Source organism: Nitrospirota bacterium, from assembly GCA_016214385.1.
Taxonomy (GTDB): Bacteria; Nitrospirota; Thermodesulfovibrionia; order UBA6902; family JACROP01; genus JACROP01.
Genome location: JACROP010000147.1, coordinates 1 through 16,508, shown reverse-complemented (window position 1 = coordinate 16,508; position 16,508 = coordinate 1). Strand labels below are relative to the sequence as shown.

13 protein-coding genes are annotated in these 16,508 nt (G+C 45.2%); 6 read left to right on the top strand and 7 right to left on the bottom strand.

Going from position 1 to position 16,508, the window contains the following annotated elements:
• Nucleotides 1-6 precede the first annotated feature (6 nt).
• From HZC12_09155 to ndhC, 7 genes are all read right to left on the bottom strand, one after another.
• Entirely contained in the window at nucleotides 7-2,670 is a 2,664-nt protein-coding gene (locus tag HZC12_09155) for a molybdopterin-dependent oxidoreductase (GenBank protein MBI5026869.1), read from the bottom strand.
• A gap of 165 nt (nucleotides 2,671-2,835) precedes the next feature.
• The gene (gene nuoF, locus HZC12_09150; GenBank protein MBI5026868.1) at nucleotides 2,836-4,098 is read right to left on the bottom strand and encodes an NADH-quinone oxidoreductase subunit NuoF; all 1,263 of its coding nucleotides are present in this window, start codon (nucleotides 4,096-4,098) and stop codon (nucleotides 2,836-2,838) included.
• A 30-nt stretch (nucleotides 4,099-4,128) separates the two neighbouring features.
• Nucleotides 4,129-4,593 (bottom strand): NADH-quinone oxidoreductase subunit NuoE, encoded by a 465-nt coding sequence (gene nuoE, locus HZC12_09145; protein MBI5026867.1) that lies wholly within the window; start codon nucleotides 4,591-4,593, stop codon nucleotides 4,129-4,131.
• Nucleotides 4,594-4,656: 63 nt separating this feature from the next.
• Complete coding sequence (nuoD, locus tag HZC12_09140; protein MBI5026866.1) at nucleotides 4,657-5,886, bottom strand: NADH dehydrogenase (quinone) subunit D; 1,230 nt, start codon at nucleotides 5,884-5,886, stop codon at nucleotides 4,657-4,659.
• A 3-nt stretch (nucleotides 5,887-5,889) separates the two neighbouring features.
• Nucleotides 5,890-6,423, bottom strand: a complete 534-nt coding sequence (locus HZC12_09135; protein MBI5026865.1) for an NADH-quinone oxidoreductase subunit C — start codon at nucleotides 6,421-6,423, stop codon at nucleotides 5,890-5,892.
• A gap of 81 nt (nucleotides 6,424-6,504) precedes the next feature.
• Nucleotides 6,505-7,053: an NADH-quinone oxidoreductase subunit B gene (locus tag HZC12_09130; GenBank protein MBI5026864.1), complete on the bottom strand. Its 549-nt coding sequence runs from the start codon at nucleotides 7,051-7,053 to the stop codon at nucleotides 6,505-6,507.
• Entirely contained in the window at nucleotides 7,023-7,394 is a 372-nt protein-coding gene (gene ndhC / locus HZC12_09125) for an NADH-quinone oxidoreductase subunit A (protein ID MBI5026863.1), read from the bottom strand. The genes HZC12_09130 and ndhC overlap by 31 nt, the downstream gene beginning before the upstream one ends.
• 153 nt (nucleotides 7,395-7,547) lie before the next feature.
• Here ndhC and HZC12_09120 point away from each other — a divergent pair, with 153 nt between their 5' ends.
• From HZC12_09120 to nuoG, 6 genes are all read left to right on the top strand, one after another.
• Nucleotides 7,548-9,161: a HAMP domain-containing protein gene (locus tag HZC12_09120; GenBank protein MBI5026862.1), complete on the top strand. Its 1,614-nt coding sequence runs from the start codon at nucleotides 7,548-7,550 to the stop codon at nucleotides 9,159-9,161.
• Between the two features lie 6 nt (nucleotides 9,162-9,167).
• Nucleotides 9,168-9,536 carry a sigma-54-dependent Fis family transcriptional regulator gene (locus HZC12_09115; GenBank protein ID MBI5026861.1) on the top strand — a complete coding sequence of 123 codons (369 nt, stop codon included), beginning with the start codon at nucleotides 9,168-9,170 and terminating at the stop codon, nucleotides 9,534-9,536.
• Between the two features lie 59 nt (nucleotides 9,537-9,595).
• Complete coding sequence (locus HZC12_09110) at nucleotides 9,596-10,354, top strand: response regulator (GenBank protein MBI5026860.1); 759 nt, start codon at nucleotides 9,596-9,598, stop codon at nucleotides 10,352-10,354.
• A gap of 37 nt (nucleotides 10,355-10,391) precedes the next feature.
• The gene (locus HZC12_09105) at nucleotides 10,392-11,255 is read left to right on the top strand and encodes an NAD(P)H-dependent oxidoreductase subunit E (protein ID MBI5026859.1); all 864 of its coding nucleotides are present in this window, start codon (nucleotides 10,392-10,394) and stop codon (nucleotides 11,253-11,255) included.
• Nucleotides 11,256-11,478: 223 nt separating this feature from the next.
• The gene (gene nuoF, locus HZC12_09100; protein MBI5026858.1) at nucleotides 11,479-13,425 is read left to right on the top strand and encodes an NADH-quinone oxidoreductase subunit NuoF; all 1,947 of its coding nucleotides are present in this window, start codon (nucleotides 11,479-11,481) and stop codon (nucleotides 13,423-13,425) included.
• A gap of 19 nt (nucleotides 13,426-13,444) precedes the next feature.
• Nucleotides 13,445-15,925 (top strand): NADH-quinone oxidoreductase subunit NuoG, encoded by a 2,481-nt coding sequence (gene nuoG, locus HZC12_09095; protein ID MBI5026857.1) that lies wholly within the window; start codon nucleotides 13,445-13,447, stop codon nucleotides 15,923-15,925.
• The last annotated feature ends 583 nt before the right edge of the window (nucleotides 15,926-16,508 follow it).

Genomic DNA, 16,508 nt, shown 5'->3' with positions numbered 1-16,508 from the left:
GCCTCTTTAAATTTTCTCAATACTCACTTGCCAGCCTTCAATGCCAGGAACCCTTGTAACAGGGTCAAGCACATAACCAAGCAGCCTGTATGCACCGAGCCCTTCAAAGTTATTACTCACAGTAACAATGCCCTCGGGCAAAGCAGGGTCAATATCAATCACCATCTCCATCGAAGACAGTTTTGTGCTCACTCTGACCTTCTGACCGCTTGAAAGGCCCAGTCTCGCCGCCTCTTCAGGAGCTATCTTTAAAAGTGAATCAGGGTATATCTGCCTCAGTATTCCGGCCCTCCTGCTAAGGGTCCCTGAGTGAAAGAGTGGTTTCTCAATGCTTAGATACAGCTTCCCGCTAAATAAACGTCCAGGCCCTTTTACTGTGGCAACTTCCCTTACCTCACCCCTGAGAGGTTCTCCTCTGTAAGGCCAGATAGCCTTACCTGAGTCAATTTCCTTATAAGTAAGTCCGTAATATAAAGGTGAAAGTTCTGAAATCTCATTAAACACATCCTCAGCAGAGGCATATAACATTGGATGTTTGAGTCTTTTAGATATCTCTGAGATTATCTTCCAGTCTTCCATTCCATCCCGCATCACTGCCCTCCTGAGGCGCTGTATCCTTCTTTCAAGGTTTGTATAAGTGCCATCTTTTTCAGACCAGCTAAGCGTCGGGAATACTACATCTGCAAGTTTTGCAGTCTCGGTTAAAAAAATGTCCTGCACAACAAGGAAATCAAGTTTTTTAAGGGCATTCTCTACAAAGGCACTGTTGGGCAAATTAAACACAGGGTTTTCTCCCATCACATAGAGTGCCTTGAGGGAACCCCTATCAACAGCCTCTATCATCTCCATAAGGCTCATTCCTTCCCTCTCAGGGATAGATACGCCCCATGCCTCATCGAATCTTCTCCTGAAATTTCCAATGCCCACATGCCTGAAGCCGGGGAGCATATCAGGCAGACAACCAGCATCCATGAGTCCCTGTTCATTCGGCCTCTCTGAAAGGAGGTAGAGCCTTGCCTCAAGGATATAGGTAAGGCCTGCCACTGCCGCAAGGGTCCTATGGCCATCAGAACGCTGGACAACCTCCCGGCCAAGGACGATAGCAATAGACTGCCCTTTAAGAAGCATTTCCTTTATGTCTGCTAAGTTCGGAGTCTGGCCCGCACCGCTTCGCGGAGCGAGGCCGGGAAGTTCGGAGTTCGGAGTAATGGTCTTTATCCAGTTTTCAATGGCCTGCTTTTCTCCCCTCAGGCCTTTTACCTCAACAATTTCCTTGAGAAGCCTTTCAAGAACATCAGCCTCCTGGTATAAGGGTGGAATTATTGTAAGGCTCTTACATTTCTCAAGACCTCTGGCAGAACCTATTATTATCACCTTTGAACCATTTTTTGCTGCAGCCCTGATTTGCAGTCCAAGGATTGGATTTACTGCAGTGGGGTCTCCTCCGAGGACAAAAATAGTATCTGAGTTTTTAAGCCCTGGTATAATATTAGAAGTAATGCCCTGCCCTAAGACATCCTCAAGAAATCTCTGGGCCCCTGCATAACCAAGCCTCGCTGTAGAATCTATATTATTCGTACTGAGCACTGCCCTCATAAATTTCTGGAACACATAATTGTCTTCATTTGTACATCTCGCTGAGGCAATGCCACCGATGGCATCACCACTATAATTATCCTTTATTTCCTTAAGTCTCTTTGCAACAAAACCAATAGCCTCATCCCATGAGACCTCCCTGAAGAGTGACGAGTGACGAGTGACGAGTGACTTTTCCAGAGACGAGTTATTATATTTACTTGTCTCTTGTCTCTTGTCTCTTGTCTCTATTCTTATCAGCGGCTTTGTGAGTCTGTCAGGGCTATCGACAAATTCATAACCAAAACGTCCCCTCGAGCATAGAAGCCCTCTATTAACACCTCTGCCATCAAATTTAGGGATAATCCTGTTTATAGACTCACTCCTTACCTGTATGGTGAGCGTGCAACCTACCCCGCAATATCCACAGATGGTTTCCACTTCCCTGTCTATCTGCCATGGCCTGTAGCTATGAAGATAAAGCCTGCTGAGTATTGCTCCAACAGGGCACACTGTAAGGCAGTTACCGCAGTATTCACAATCATAGCGGCCACCTGAAAATGGCTCAACCACTGAGTGATTCCCCCTGCTTATGACATATATGGCTGATGCACCCTGCACTCCATCACACATCCTTACGCATCTTGTGCAGACAATGCATCTTTCCATATTCCTTGAAAGAATAGGGTCATCAAAACTCTGCCTGATCTTCATCTTTGGCTCTGTATAGCGGCCTGCTGTGGCTCCATATTGATGGACGAGATCCTGAAGCTCGCACTCACCTGCCTTATCGCAGTAAGGGCAGTCAAGCGGGTGATTGATGAGAATAAACTCAAGTATGCCCCTGCGAACTTTTGAGATTATCTCTGACTCAGTCCTCACCACCATGCCATCGGCCACCATTGCAGTACAGGCAGCCTGGAGCTTAGGCATTTTTTCGATCTCAACAAGGCAGAGCCTGCAGCCACCCCATTGCTCAAGTTCCTCGTGATAGCAGAGCGCGGGAATCTTGATGCCTGCCTGCCTTGCTGCCTGAAAAACTGTCACAGGCTTTTCTAATTTAATATCTTTGCCGTTGATGGTTACTGTAATCATGATCAGGAATTAACCCTTTCGACGTCATTCCCGCGCAAGCGGGAATCCAGGGAAATTAAGGCAAACGACTGGATTCCTGCCTTCGCAGGAATGACAGAGGATGAAGGTGTTTATAACACTTTTTAGATACCTCATACTTACTGTGATGAGTTCATTCCGTAATTTTTAATTTTGAATTTTGCATTTCGCATTTTTAATGTGCTCCTCAAACTCGCTCCTGAAATGTTTGACCATGCTTATAACTACTGATGCAGCACCATCTCCGAGCGGGCAAAAGGTCTTACCGAGTATGTTGTTTGAGACATCGAGGAGGAGCTCTATGTCTCCATCTACTCCTTCACCTTGCTCGATCCTGCCGAGAATTTTTCTCAGCCATCCTGTACCATCGCGGCATGGTGTGCATTTTCCGCAGGACTCATGCTCGAAAAATTTCAATGCCCTGTAGCAGACCTTTACCATACATACTGATTCATCCATCACAATAACCGCTCCTGAGCCAAGCATGCTTCCTGCCTTTGACATGGCCACAAAGTCCATTGCACAATCAATGGCATCAGGCGGAAGCACAGGAGTAGAGATACCTCCAGGAATGACTGCTTTAAGCTTCCTGCCTCCTTTAATACCGCCGGCATGGGTATAAATCAAATCCCTCAGCCTTGTTCCCATTGGGAGTTCATAAACTCCAGGCCTTTCAACATGGCCGCTTATGCAATAAATCTTTGGCCCTGGACATTCAGGGCTTCCAATCTTTGAATAAGCATCAGAACCAACTTCGATTATAAAAGGTATGTTTGAAAGAGTTTCTACATTGTTAACTATAGTCGGCATGGCCCATGCACCGACATTAACCGGGAATGGCGGCTTGATCCTCGGCTGCCCCCTTTTACCCTCAAGGGATTCAATAAGCGCAGTCTCTTCGCCGCATATATAAGCTCCCGCGCCCTGATGCACTACGAGGTGAAATTTTATTCCTCTTCCCAGGATATTATCTCCGAGATAATTTTTGTTATATGCCTGTTTTATTGCCCTGTTTAAAATATCCTTTGCATCTGGATACTCGCCCCTCAGGTATATGTAACCGTACTGGGCCCCGAGGGCATAGCCTGATATGACCATGCCTTCTATTAATAAATGAGGGTTTTTCTCAAGGATAGGCCTGTCTTTAAAAGTTCCGGGCTCTCCTTCATCTGCATTACACAGCAGATATTTTGGAAACTTAGGGTCAGCAGAGGCAAATGCCCATTTCATACCGGTTGGAAAACCTGCGCCACCCCTGCCCTTCAGTCCTGATTTTTTTACCTCCTCGATTATTTTCTTTGGCTGCATCTCGAGGGCCTTCCTGATACTCCTGTAGCCACCTATCTTTTCGTACTCATTGATTTCATGGGAGTTCGGGTTTTCTATATTTTTAAGTAAAACTTTTTCCACCTGCAAATATCCTTTCTTGCTGTTTTGCGGCTATTTGTATCTCTCTAAAATCTCTACTATCCTTTCCTCAGAAAGATTGCCATAATAGTCGCTATCCACAAGCATGGACGGTGCAACATCGCATCCTCCTATACATTCCATTATCACAAGCGAAAACATCCCATCGGATGTTGTACCGCCTTCCTCAAGGCCATATTTATTCTTAAGAAAATCCACAAGCCTTTCAGCGCCAAGAATCATGCATGATACATTTGTGCACAGTTGTATGAGGTGACGGCCCATAGGCCTGCACTTATACATGGCATAAAATGATGCAACGCCCCTGACCACTGCCTTTGGCATGTTCAAAACCTGTGCAACATATTCCATGGCATCAGGGCTTAGCCATCCAGACTCTCTCTGCGCCACATAAAGGGCTGGAAGGAGCGCTGCCCTCGATGTCGGATATCTTGCCCTTATCTCATCGAGTTCTTTTATTGCTGATTCACTGAACATAGTTTTCTCATCACAGGCTAAAGCCCCGCCCCTACACTTCCTACTTCTCACTTCTCACTTTTGTTACCTATCACATTCCCCTAAAACTATATCGATAGTTCCTATATTGGCAATTACATCGGCAACAAGACCACCCTCACAAAGCCTTGGAAGAACTGATGCGTGGACAAAAGACGGAGCCCTTATCCGCATACGGTAAGGCTTGCCTGTGCCATCACTTACAATATAAAATCCGAGCTCTCCTTTTGGTGCCTCGGTGGCGACATAGATCTCACCCTCAGGGACAGTCATGGGGCCTTTTGTAAGAAGGACAAAGTGATGGATAAGATGTTCTATATCACTCATGACCCTATCCTTAGGGGGAAGCACAAACTTCGGGGCATCTGCCATTATAGGGCCTTCGGGTATTTTCTCGATACACTGACGTATAATCCGGTTAGACTGCCTTAGCTCCTCCATTCTGACCCTATAGCGGTCATATATGTCTCCATTCTTGCCAGTGGGAACTTTCCAGTCAATCCTGTCATAGACAGCGTAAGGCATGTATTTTCTCACATCATAGGGGACTCCAGAACCCCTGAGTGTAGGCCCGCTCAAACCCCAGTTTATGGCCTCCTCAGCAGATATAACACCAATCCCTTTAGTTCTACGCAACCATATACGGTTCTGGTCTATGAGGGTTTCATACTCTTGTATCCTCGATGGGAATTCTTCAGTAAACTTGTAAAGGCTCTCCAACCACCCGTCAGGGACATCATTCCTTACTCCACCAATCCTTGGATAGCTTACTGTAAGTCTTGCCCCACAGAGCTGCTCGAATAAATCCATAATCCATTCCCTCTCCCTGAAGGAATAAAGGAAAACAGTCATAGCGCCGATATCGAGGGCATGAGTCGCAAGCCAGAGGATGTGGCTCGATATACGGGTCATCTCCGCTGTTATTGTCCTGATAAATTGCGCCCGCTCAGGCACCCCAATACCGAGGAGTTTTTCTACTGCAACACAGTAACCTATGTTATTGGCCATTGAGGAGATATAGTCAAGGCGGTCAGTAATGGGAATAATCTGCAGATAACTCCTGTGCTCTGCAAGCTTCTCCACCCCCCTGTGAAGATAACCGATATGCGGCGTGCACTTAACAACGGTCTCGCCATCGAGGTCGAGGACCAGCCTCAAAACACCGTGCGTGGCAGGATGCTGAGGCCCCATGCTGACTGTCAGCTCTCTTGTCTCTAATATCTTCTCTACGTGTTCCACTTTCCTATTTCCTATTTCCCATTTCTTATTTCTCATTTCTCATTTCCCATTCCCCATTCCCCACTCACCATCATGGCTATGAAGTTTTTTTATTTCCTCATAGCCCCTGTATTCTTCTTGGCCCTTTAATGGATAATCCTTCCTGAGCGGATAACCTGTCCAGTCCTCTGGCAGAAGGATCCGTCTTAAATCCGGATGTCCATTAAAGGTAATCCCATACATGTCATAAACTTCCCTCTCGTGCCAGTTGGCCCCGATCCACACAGGCATAGCCGAGTCTATTGAGGGATCGGTCTCTTTTACCAATGCTTTTAACAGAATTCTATGTCTGTGCTTGATAGAGTAAAGGTTATACACCACTTCAAATCTCATCTCTCTGTCAGGATAATCAACACCGCAGATGTCTGCGAGATAGTCAAAATAGAGATCTGGATCGTCATGGAGAAAACGGCATATACCGACTATCCTATCTTTTCTTACAATCACGGACACTTGGTCAAGGAATTGGACAATATCTAAGACATCTTCCTGAAATTTCTCCTTTATCTTTTCTGCTATTTGAATTGATTCCACCTTATCCCTCTCAGTGTAATCCGTAATGCATAATACACGAACTCATAACTCATAACTTTTAACTTTTAACTCTTAACTTCTTTACCTCCAGGGGCTCCATCTGAAATATTCCTTTTCAATCTTTTCCTGAAGTTTGATTATACCTTCCATCAGGGCCTCTGGCCTTGGAGGGCAGCCAGGGATGTAAACATCTACAGGGACAAAGGTATCGCAGCCCTGAACAACAGAATACGTATTAAAGATGCCTCCAGAACACGCACAACTACCCATTGAGATTACGTACCGGGGTTCAGGCATCTGGTCATAGACGCGCCTCACTACCGGAGCCATCTTCTTCGTGACAGTCCCTGCAACAATCATCAGATCAGCCTGTCTTGGAGAACCCCTGAAGATAACACCAAAACGGTCAATGTCGTAATGACTCGAGCCTGTTGTCATCATCTCAATTGCACAGCATGCAAGTCCAAAGGTCATCGGCCAGAGCGAAGATTTCCTCCCCCAGTTTATAATCTTATCGAGGGATGTAACAATTGTGTTCGCCCCTGGTATTACCATAACCCCTTCTTCAACCTTAACCAGTGATGCGTGATGCGTGGGGTTTAGTCCCATGTCAAAGCTCCTTTTCTCCATGCATAAATATAGCCAACAAGGAGGATAAAGATAAAGATTACCATTTCTATAAACCCATAAAGGCCAAGCCTATCAAAGGCAACAGCCCACGGATAAAGAAACACTGCCTCGACATCAAATATAACAAAGAGCATGGCAACTATATAAAACTTTACTGAGAATCTATATCTCGGCTCTCCAACAGGAGGGTTTCCTGATTCATAGGGGAAAAGCTTTATGGGGTACGGCCTCTTCGGCCTTACAAGGATGCCGAATAAAAGTGAGCCAAGGCCGAAAGCCATGGCAAGCACCAATAAGACTAATACAGGGAAATACTCACTCGGGATATAGGAACCAGGCATAAGAGTAAAATTGTAGTTAAAACTTAATAATTATGTCAATGCTAACTGGTTTTAAAATTTAAATATATAGTTTTGGATATTTAATAGCTCACATAATATCAAAAAGCCCATCTCTCAAACACCTTAATCATGATATAATAGTTAATATAAATCATGAAAATTTTTGGCAAGTCACTCCATTCCCTTACAGGCAAACTTTTAGTCCTCATAGGTTCCCTTTTTATTATAAGCGGCAGTATTGCCTGGTATGTATTCACCTTTTATACTAAAGAAAAACTAATGGATGAGGCGATAAAGTATGCTGGCTCATTTGTTGAGCTCACAAAAAAAAGCACTCACTATGGAATGCAAAACAACCAGAGAGAGACCATACAGGAAACCATTAAGGCAATAGGCATTGCTGAAGGCATCAGAAAAGTCAGGATCTTTAACCCGGAGGGGAAAATCGCTTATTCATCTAAGGTGGATGATATTGGAAGTTTTGTTGACAAGAGTGACCCAACCTGTCAAAGCTGTCATGTGAGCCCTATCAGGCATCCCCTCGGGATCGAGCCGCAACGACTTACTGTCTTTAAAAAGGCCCCATGGATAATCACTGAGGGGCAGGGAGAAAGGCTACTTAAATTTGTAACCCCAATTTACAATGAACCCTCATGCTATACAGCTAAATGTCATGTCCATTCAAAGAACGTGAAGGTCCTTGGCCTCATGGAAATGGACTTCTCTTTGTCCCTTATTGATAAGGCCATATGGAAGCAGACGACTTTTATAACAGTCTTTGGAGCAATTTTTGCATTTGTACTATCCCTGTCTCTCTGCCTCATTTTATATAAATTAGTCTCCAAACCTGTAACGCTCTTAGCAGACGGCATGAAAGAGGTTGCATCTGGAGAGCTTGACTACAGGGTGGAGATAAACACAAAGGATGAGATGGGAATGTTAGCACAGACTTATACTCGCATGACTAAAGAACTCAAGGCAGCAAGGGAGAAATTAGAGGGCTGGACCAGGGCCTTAGAGGAAGAGGTGGCTAAAAAGACAGAAGAAATCAGAAAAAGCCATGAGCAGATGATACATACAGAAAAATTAGCCTCCCTGGGAAGAATGGCAGCAGGGGTGGCACATGAGATTAACAGCCCCCTCACAGGGATAGTGACATTTGCCCATCTGATGCTCAAACGTATCCCTCCAGAAAATAAACTCGACAGGGAAGACCTCGAGGTCATTATCGAGCAGGCAGAGAGATGCTCAAAGATTATAAAGGGGCTCCTCGGTTTTTCCAGGGCAACGCCATCAGAAAAGAGGCTGCTAAATATAAACGAGGTCATCAATCGCTCCATTCGCATGGTAAGCAGTAAGGCCGATTTTCATAATATCAAATTTGAAATAAACATGGATGATACACTACCACCTGTTGCAGGAGACTTAAGCCAGTTGCAACAGGTCTTCCTAAATATCCTGATTAATGCATCGGATGCTATGAACAACAGAGGGGCCATCCATGTTGCAACCCGCAGGGTCTTTGAAAACGAAACAGCCTTTGTAGAGGTGGAGTTTACTGATACCGGCCCCGGGATCCCCGAGGAGCATCTCGAAAAACTCTTTGAGCCATTCTTTACCACAAAACCTGTGGGCAAGGGCACAGGACTCGGCCTCGCAGTAAGTCATGGAATTATCCAGGAACACGGTGGGACAATTACAGCAAAGAGCGAGCGGGGCAAAGGCGCAAGCTTCTTTATAAGGCTGCCCATAGCTGAAGTAAATTAAGGGATTATGACCAAACCAAGAATACTTGTTATTGACGATGAAGCCATTGTGAGGGTAAGCTGCCAGCGGGCCCTTGCACCTGAAGGCTACGATGTAGAGGCCACCTCAAGGGGAGATGAGGCATTAAAGCTCCTTGAAGAAGAAAACTTTGACATCGTCCTTACAGACCTGAAAATGCCGGATATGGATGGTATTGAAGTCCTTAAAAAAATAAAGGAGAGCTGGCCTCAGTTAGTGGTCATAATAATAACTGGCTATGGGACTGTAAGCACAGCGGTGCAGGCTATAAAGCTTGGGGCCTTTGATTATATAGAAAAGCCATTTACCCCGGATGACATTATTGCTGTTGTAAAAAGAGCAGTTGAAGCCAGATAGTGTTTAGTATTGCGTTTTAAAAATTTAAGGTTCATCGAATAAATAAAAGGAGGCTGACCATGGAAAAGGGGAGAATCCTGGTACTTGATGATGACCCTGTTGTAACTCTTAGCTGCAAAAGAATTCTCGGTGCTGAAGGTTACAGCATCTCAACAGTTGAAAAAGGAGAAGATGCCCTTAAAAGGCTTTCAAAAGAGGAATTTGACCTCTTAATTTCTGACATAAGGCTCCCTGATATAAATGGAATAACCGTGCTAAGGGAGGCAAGGGTCATTCAACCAAAAACAGACGTTGTTATTATAACAGGCTATCCTACCCTTGAGGATGCCAAAGAATCAGTAAGACTTGGTGCCTTTGAATATATTGAAAAGCCCTTTACTCCTGACTTCATGATAAATGTTGCCAAGAAGGCCTTTGATAAAAGGGGCTGGATATTGAGGCAGGCCTTTATTGACGAGTTCAGGGACTCTATAGTCCCTTTGCGGGATATCGAAAACCCGGTTATCTATTATAAAGAGGGGACATGGGCACGACCGACTAAAGAGGGGCTGTGGGAAATTGGATGCGACCTCAGGTATTGGGCTTTAAGCGGTAACCTCCTCTATGTAGAATTCATAAAGGATATAGAAACCATTAAAGCCGGTGAGCCCTTTGCCAGACTGCTTACAAGCACAGGCCAGATTAACGAACTTTCCTCACCGATGACAGCTGAGATAAAAGAGATTAACGCAAAGGCCAATGATGTCATGTGTGCCCTGTTAAAAGAGCATCTCTCAGAAGGTTGGCTCCTGTGGCTGGCACGGGTATTTCCTTTTTAAGTAAGCAGGGAGAAAAGGGGAATAAGGAGGAAGATTTATGACAGGCAATATCCTGATAGTGGATGACGAGCCTGTAGTAATAAAAAGCTGTGAGAGGATTCTCAAGCCCGAAGGCTATACCGTGGATGGGGCCTCAAGCGGAAAAGAGGCCATAAGCATCCTCGAAAAAAGAGACTACGATCTCGTTATTACTGATTTAAAAATGCCTGAGATAGACGGAATAGACCTCATAAAGTGGATAAGAACCTCAAAGCCAGGAACAGGAATCGTAGTTATTACTGGTTATCCGTCTCAGGAAACCATTAAGGATGCACTTGACCTCGGGATTATTGATTACCTGCCAAAACCTTTCTCGCCTGCCATCCTGACAGATGTAACTTCCAGGGCCATGACGTGGATAAAAACCAGTGCCTATGTAGAAGAGGTCCCTGAAGAAAAAGAGGTAGATACGAGGTCCCGAGAGATGGAGGATATAATTTCCCGAAATCGTTATAAACCAGGCAGCCTGATACCCGTGCTGCAGCAAGCACAGGAGCTAATTGGCTATCTTCCACCCTCTGTCCAGAGACATATTGCCAGAGGGTTAAACATACCTGTTAGCGAGGTCCACAGCGTCGTCTCATTCTATTCATTCTTCACCATGAAGCCAAGGGGAAAACACAATATAAGGGTCTGTCTTGGAACCGCATGTTATGTGAAAAGGGCAGAGGAAATACTGAGTAGATTTAAAGAGAAATTAAAAATTGATGTTGGAGGAGTAACCGATAATAAAAAGTTCTCTCTGGAGGCAGTCCGCTGCCTCGGTGCATGTGGTCTGGCACCTGTAGTAGTTGTTGACCAGGAAACCCATGCATCTGTAAACCCTGTAAAGGCAATAGAAATCCTCAAGGAATACGAATAAGCCCAAAAATAGCGATGGGACTAAAAATGTAGTAAAACTAAACAAGACAGATAGGGAAGGCTGGTGAAGAATTTTTATACGACACCTTAATAAAAAGAACGTTATGGAATTGATAAAAAAACATTGAAATTAAAAAGGATAAAACAGGATATAAATAATCTGTCGATTATAAAAATTCTGATTCTGACTTCCCTATCGGCATTTCTGGGAATAAGGGGGATAAATGCAAAGACTGAAAGTGGAAGACCTGCAGAGGATTAAAGATGAGAGAAAGGCTTCTCTGGCTCTAAGCAAAAACGGCTATCGTTGCAGAATTTTTATTCATCTTGGAACCTGCGGGACCGCTGCCGGTGCCAGTAAAATACTCAATGCATTAGAAGATGAGATAAAAAAGAACAATGTAAAAGATACCATCCTGATCCCTGTTGGATGTGCTGGCCTTTGTGTAAGAGAACCGATGATAACAGTGGAGACCTCTGGTAGCCAGCCTGTGAAATACGTCGACCTCAACGAAGAGAAGGCAAGAAAGATATTCAAAGAGCATGTAACGGGAGGGAATATCCCGAAGGAAATGGCCCTGGTCTCCGGGATAGAGATAACAGACATCCCCTCGCTAATGGAGGAAACCCCTAAATCTGAAACCACAGTTCCTTCAATAAAAGACGTGCCATTTTTTAAATATCAGATTATAAGGGCATTAAAGAACCGCGGGATAATAGACCCTGAAAATTTAGAGGACTATATAGCAAGGGATGGATACTTTGCAGCAGCCACGGCACTGACCAGGATGACACCTGAAGAGATTATTAAAGAGGTGAAGGACTCAGGCTTAAGGGGCAGGGGTGGGGCAGGATTCCCAACAGGGCTGAAATGGGAATTGTGTTCGAAGGTAAAATCTGACATAAAATACATCCTCTGTAATGGCGATGAGGGTGACCCTGGAGCATTTATGGACAGGAGCGTTATGGAGGCAGACCCGCATGTTGTCCTTGAGGGAATGATTATTGGCGCAAAGGCCATAGGTGCAAATACAGGCTATATCTATGTCAGGGCAGAATATCCCTTAGCTGTTAAACGGCTTCAAATAGCAATAGAAAAGGCACGGGAGGCAGGTCTTCTCGGAGATGATATCCTTGGCACAGGATTTAATTTTGACATAGAGATATATCAGGGCGCAGGGGCCTTTGTATGTGGCGAGGAGACTGCCCTGATGAGATCAATAGAAGGGAAACGCGGCATGCCAAGGCCAAGGCCGCCATTTCCAGCACACAAAGGCCTCTGGGATAAACCAACTGTGCTGAATAACGTTGAAACCTTTGCCAATATCCCTTTAATAATCCTCCACAGCGCTAAGTGGTACAGGAGTCTGGGCACAGAAAAATCAACAGGCACAAAAGTCTTTGCACTTACAGGCGCTATAAACAACATCGGTCTTATTGAGGTCCCGATGGGAATGCCGCTGAGAACCGTTATATACGACATAGGTGGAGGCATCAGAAAAGGCCATAAGTTCAAGGCAGTTCAGCTCGGAGGACCGTCAGGTGGTTGTATCCCCGAAAGCCTGCTCGATACTTCAGTGGATTATGAGTCTATCGTAGCAACAGGGGCGATTGTGGGCTCTGGCGGAATGGTTGTCATGGATGATTCTAACTGCATGGTAAATGTGGCAAAATTCTTCCTCGAATTCACAACCGATGAATCCTGCGGGAAATGTCCCCCGTGCAGAATTGGAACCAAGGTAATGCTGGATAAGCTCGTAGACATCACTGAAGGCAGGGGAGCAGAAGGAGACGTAGAGCTACTTGTTGATCTCTCCAACGATATCATCGCCACATCCCTCTGCGGTCTCGGACAGACTGCGCCAAACCCTGTGCTGACTACCATTAAATATTTCAGGGATGAATATGAATCACATATAAAAGAAAAATGGTGTAAGGCAGGGGTATGCAGGAATTTAGTGACCTTTTACATAGACGAGGTCTCATGTAAGGGCTGTGGCCTGTGTTTAAAGGCATGTCCTCAGAATGCAATCACAGGCGAGAAAAAACAGCCCCATAAAATCAATCAGGAGCTCTGTATCAAGTGCCGTTCATGCTATGAGGTCTGCCCTACAAAATTCAGTGCAGTGAAAATAGGGCCAGCACATATGTTAGTGACAAGCGAAAAGTAATTATGAAGAGGACGTATTGATGATAGAACTTACTATAAATAACAGAAAGGTTATGGTAGAGCCAGGGACAACTATACTTGAGGCAGCCCTTCAGAACGGCATTGAGATACCATATCTCTGCTATGACCGGAGACTCAAACCCTACGGCGCATGCAGGCTATGCATAGTAGAGATCGAGGGGCAGAAAAAACTCTTCGCTTCCTGCTCCACTCCTGCAGAGGGGGGTATGGTTGTGAAAACAGATACGCCAAAACTCCAGAAGGCAAGGCGAACAGTCTTAGAGCTCATTCTAATCCACCATCCATTAGACTGCCCGATATGTGATAAAGCAGGTGAGTGCAAGCTCCAGGATATGGCTTTTAAGTACGGGCCTTCAGAGAGCCGCTTTAAAGGAGAAAGAAAGCACGAACTTGCTGATACAGGCAGCCCCCTCGTTGAAAGGGACCCGAATAGATGCATCCTATGCGGCAAGTGCGTAAGGATATGCGGAGAGTTACAGGGAGTCGGGGCTATTAATTTAATAGGCCGCGGCTTTAAAACCAAGGTAAGCCCTGCTTTTGAGGAGACCCTCGATTGCGAGTTTTGCGGCCAGTGCATTGATGCCTGCCCTGTTGGAGCCTTAGGGCGCAAGCCTTTCAAATACAGGGCGAGGGCATGGTTTCTTGAAGAACATGACAACATCTGCCCTTACTGCGGCGTTGGCTGTACTGTAACACTGGATATAAGAGAAGGAAAAATACTCAGGGCAAGGGGAGTTGAAGGAAAAGGTGTCAATCAGGGCAACCTGTGCGGCAAAGGCAGGTTTGGCTTTGATTATCTTTATGCAGAAAACCGCATAAAGACACCTCTGATAAGAAAAGACAACGAGCTAAAAGAGGCATCATGGGAGGAAGCCCTTTATTATATAGGAACAAGGCTTCAGGCTCTTGTAAAGTCCCATGGCCCTGGCTCTGTAGGTGCAATTGGTTCTCCGAGATGCACCATAGAAGATAACTTCATGCTTCAGAAGTTCATGAGGAAGGTAATTGGAAGCAATAACATAGACTCCTCTGCACGTTTCGGCTATGCCAAAATTCAACAGGCTGCCAAAATAGCCTTTGGCCTCAATGCACTGCCGGTTCGGCTCGACTCACCAATCGGCAAAGAGGCCATCCTGATAATTGAGTCTGACATCACATCAACTCACCCTGTCTGGGGGCTAAATTTCCTCAGAGCCAGGAGAGAGGGCTCAAACCTCATAGTGGCAGATGCAAGAGAAACAAAACTCTCACGCCACAGTTCTCAGTGGTTAAGAATTAAACCCGGTACAGGGGTAGCGCTTCTTAATGGCATAATGAAAGTCATAATAGATGAAGGCATTTATGACAGGGAGAAGGCGCCTTCAGTCCCGGGTTTTTCTTCCCTATTGGAAATGTTAAAGGATTATACATCGATGAATGTAGCAGAGATTACAGGGGTAAAGAAAGATGATTTCATGAAGGTAGCAAAGGAATTTGCCTTAGCTAAAAGCAGGCTTATTGCTCTTACCATCGGCGCATCTGAGAATACAAAAGGACTGAACACTGCACTTGCTGCAGCTAACCTTGTAATACTGACAGGTGACGGCCCTTCTGCCCTTCAGATGCCGGCAGAATATTGCAATACATACGGGTTATGGCAGATAGGCGTAAATCCTGGCATGTCTCCAGGATACAGGCAGGTAGAAAGCATCTCAGGGAAATACATATCAGAGATGCTCTATAAGCCTGGGGCAATCAGAGCCCTTTATATCATGGGTGAAGACCCTGTGGTTACATTTCCTGATGTTACATCTATAGAGAAAGTGCTTAAGGGTCTTGAACTCCTCATTGTTCAGGATATTTATCTAACAGATACGGCAAAGCTCGCCCATGTTGTACTGCCTGCCTCAAGCTGGGCAGAAAAAGACGGCTCCTTCATAAACACAGAGGGCCTGCTGCAACGAGTCCATAAGATTGTTGGAACCACAGGGGATTCAATCCCCGATTGGCAGATATTGAGAAACCTCTCCAGAGTTATGGGTGCTGACATCGGTGCCAAAGATATTGAGGCCCTGAGGGCTGAGATAAACCAGATAAAACCTGAAGATGTCCATGAAAAGCTGGCATTTAACCCTGTCCCTTATTTGTTAGAAGAAAACCCTGATACAGAGTTCCCTGTCTCAATGGTAACTGGCAATATAATGCAGCACTCAGGCGCACTCTCAGTTATGTCAAAGAGCCTCAGCCACGTCTTAGCAGATGCCTTTCTTCAGATAAACAGGGTAGATGCGGAAAAATACAGGGTTCATGACGACAGTTTTGTAAAAGTCACATCAAGGAGGGGCTCGGTATATCTCAAGGCCAGAATCTCTGAGGAGGTCCCTGGGGGTATAGTATTTGTCCCTGTGCACTTCCCACATGCAAGGGTAAATATACTGACCCATTTATCTATAAATGGAGAGTCTCCAACTATTGCTGTAAGAATCGAGGCCGTCAGGTAGTTTGTTGACACTTGTTTTATATCACCAGGGATGCAGGGTTAAAGCCTTTTAAACCATCCCTGTCTGTCATGCGGGCTTGTCCCTTTCCTGTCATTGCGGCAGAGCCTGTCCTCGCTTGTCGAGGATCGCCGCAATCTTTCTTCCAAAAAGGATTCCAGACAAGCTGGAATGACGGAAAACGGTAGCAGGAATGATTCCCGCTTCGCCCGCTCAGCAAGGCGAGGAGGCCGGGGTCGGAATGACAGAAAAAGAAGCGGGAATGACACCTGCATTGAGACAATAACATAAAAAAGGACATTTCTATTTTGGCAAGATTAGGACGTTTCTAAAATCAGGAGTTCCCCCAGAAATAGGGTATAACCGAAGATAAGTCTTTAAGAGAAAAGCAAAAACTGTTATTACGAAGTGGTAGTTGATTGTTTTGGGAAAAATGGGGGAACTTTTTACGGGTAATAAGCTAAACCATGACACGTCATTCCCGCGAAGGCGGGAATCCATTTTCTCTAAATAAAATCTGCAGATGAAAGAAAACTTTTACATTTACATTTTAGCCAGCCAAAAAAGAGGGACCTTGTACATAGGG

Bases quoted from the DNA above. Each gene is read 5' to 3' on its own strand.
- HZC12_09155 (MBI5026869.1), bottom strand. From the start codon at position 2,670: ATGATTACAGTAACCATCAACGGCAAAGATATTAAATTAGAAAAGCCT.
- nuoE (MBI5026867.1), bottom strand. From the start codon at position 4,593: ATGTTCAGTGAATCAGCAATAAAAGAACTCGATGAGATAAGGGCAAGA.
- nuoD (MBI5026866.1), bottom strand. From the start codon at position 5,886: ATGAGAAATAAGAAATGGGAAATAGGAAATAGGAAAGTGGAACACGTA.
- HZC12_09130 (MBI5026864.1), bottom strand. From the start codon at position 7,053: ATGGAGAAAAGGAGCTTTGACATGGGACTAAACCCCACGCATCACGCA.
- ndhC (MBI5026863.1), bottom strand. From the start codon at position 7,394: ATGCCTGGTTCCTATATCCCGAGTGAGTATTTCCCTGTATTAGTCTTA.
- HZC12_09120 (MBI5026862.1), top strand. From the start codon at position 7,548: ATGAAAATTTTTGGCAAGTCACTCCATTCCCTTACAGGCAAACTTTTA.
- HZC12_09115 (MBI5026861.1), top strand. From the start codon at position 9,168: ATGACCAAACCAAGAATACTTGTTATTGACGATGAAGCCATTGTGAGG.
- HZC12_09110 (MBI5026860.1), top strand. From the start codon at position 9,596: ATGGAAAAGGGGAGAATCCTGGTACTTGATGATGACCCTGTTGTAACT.
- HZC12_09105 (MBI5026859.1), top strand. From the start codon at position 10,392: ATGACAGGCAATATCCTGATAGTGGATGACGAGCCTGTAGTAATAAAA.
- nuoF (MBI5026858.1), top strand. From the start codon at position 11,479: ATGCAAAGACTGAAAGTGGAAGACCTGCAGAGGATTAAAGATGAGAGA.
- nuoG (MBI5026857.1), top strand. From the start codon at position 13,445: ATGATAGAACTTACTATAAATAACAGAAAGGTTATGGTAGAGCCAGGG.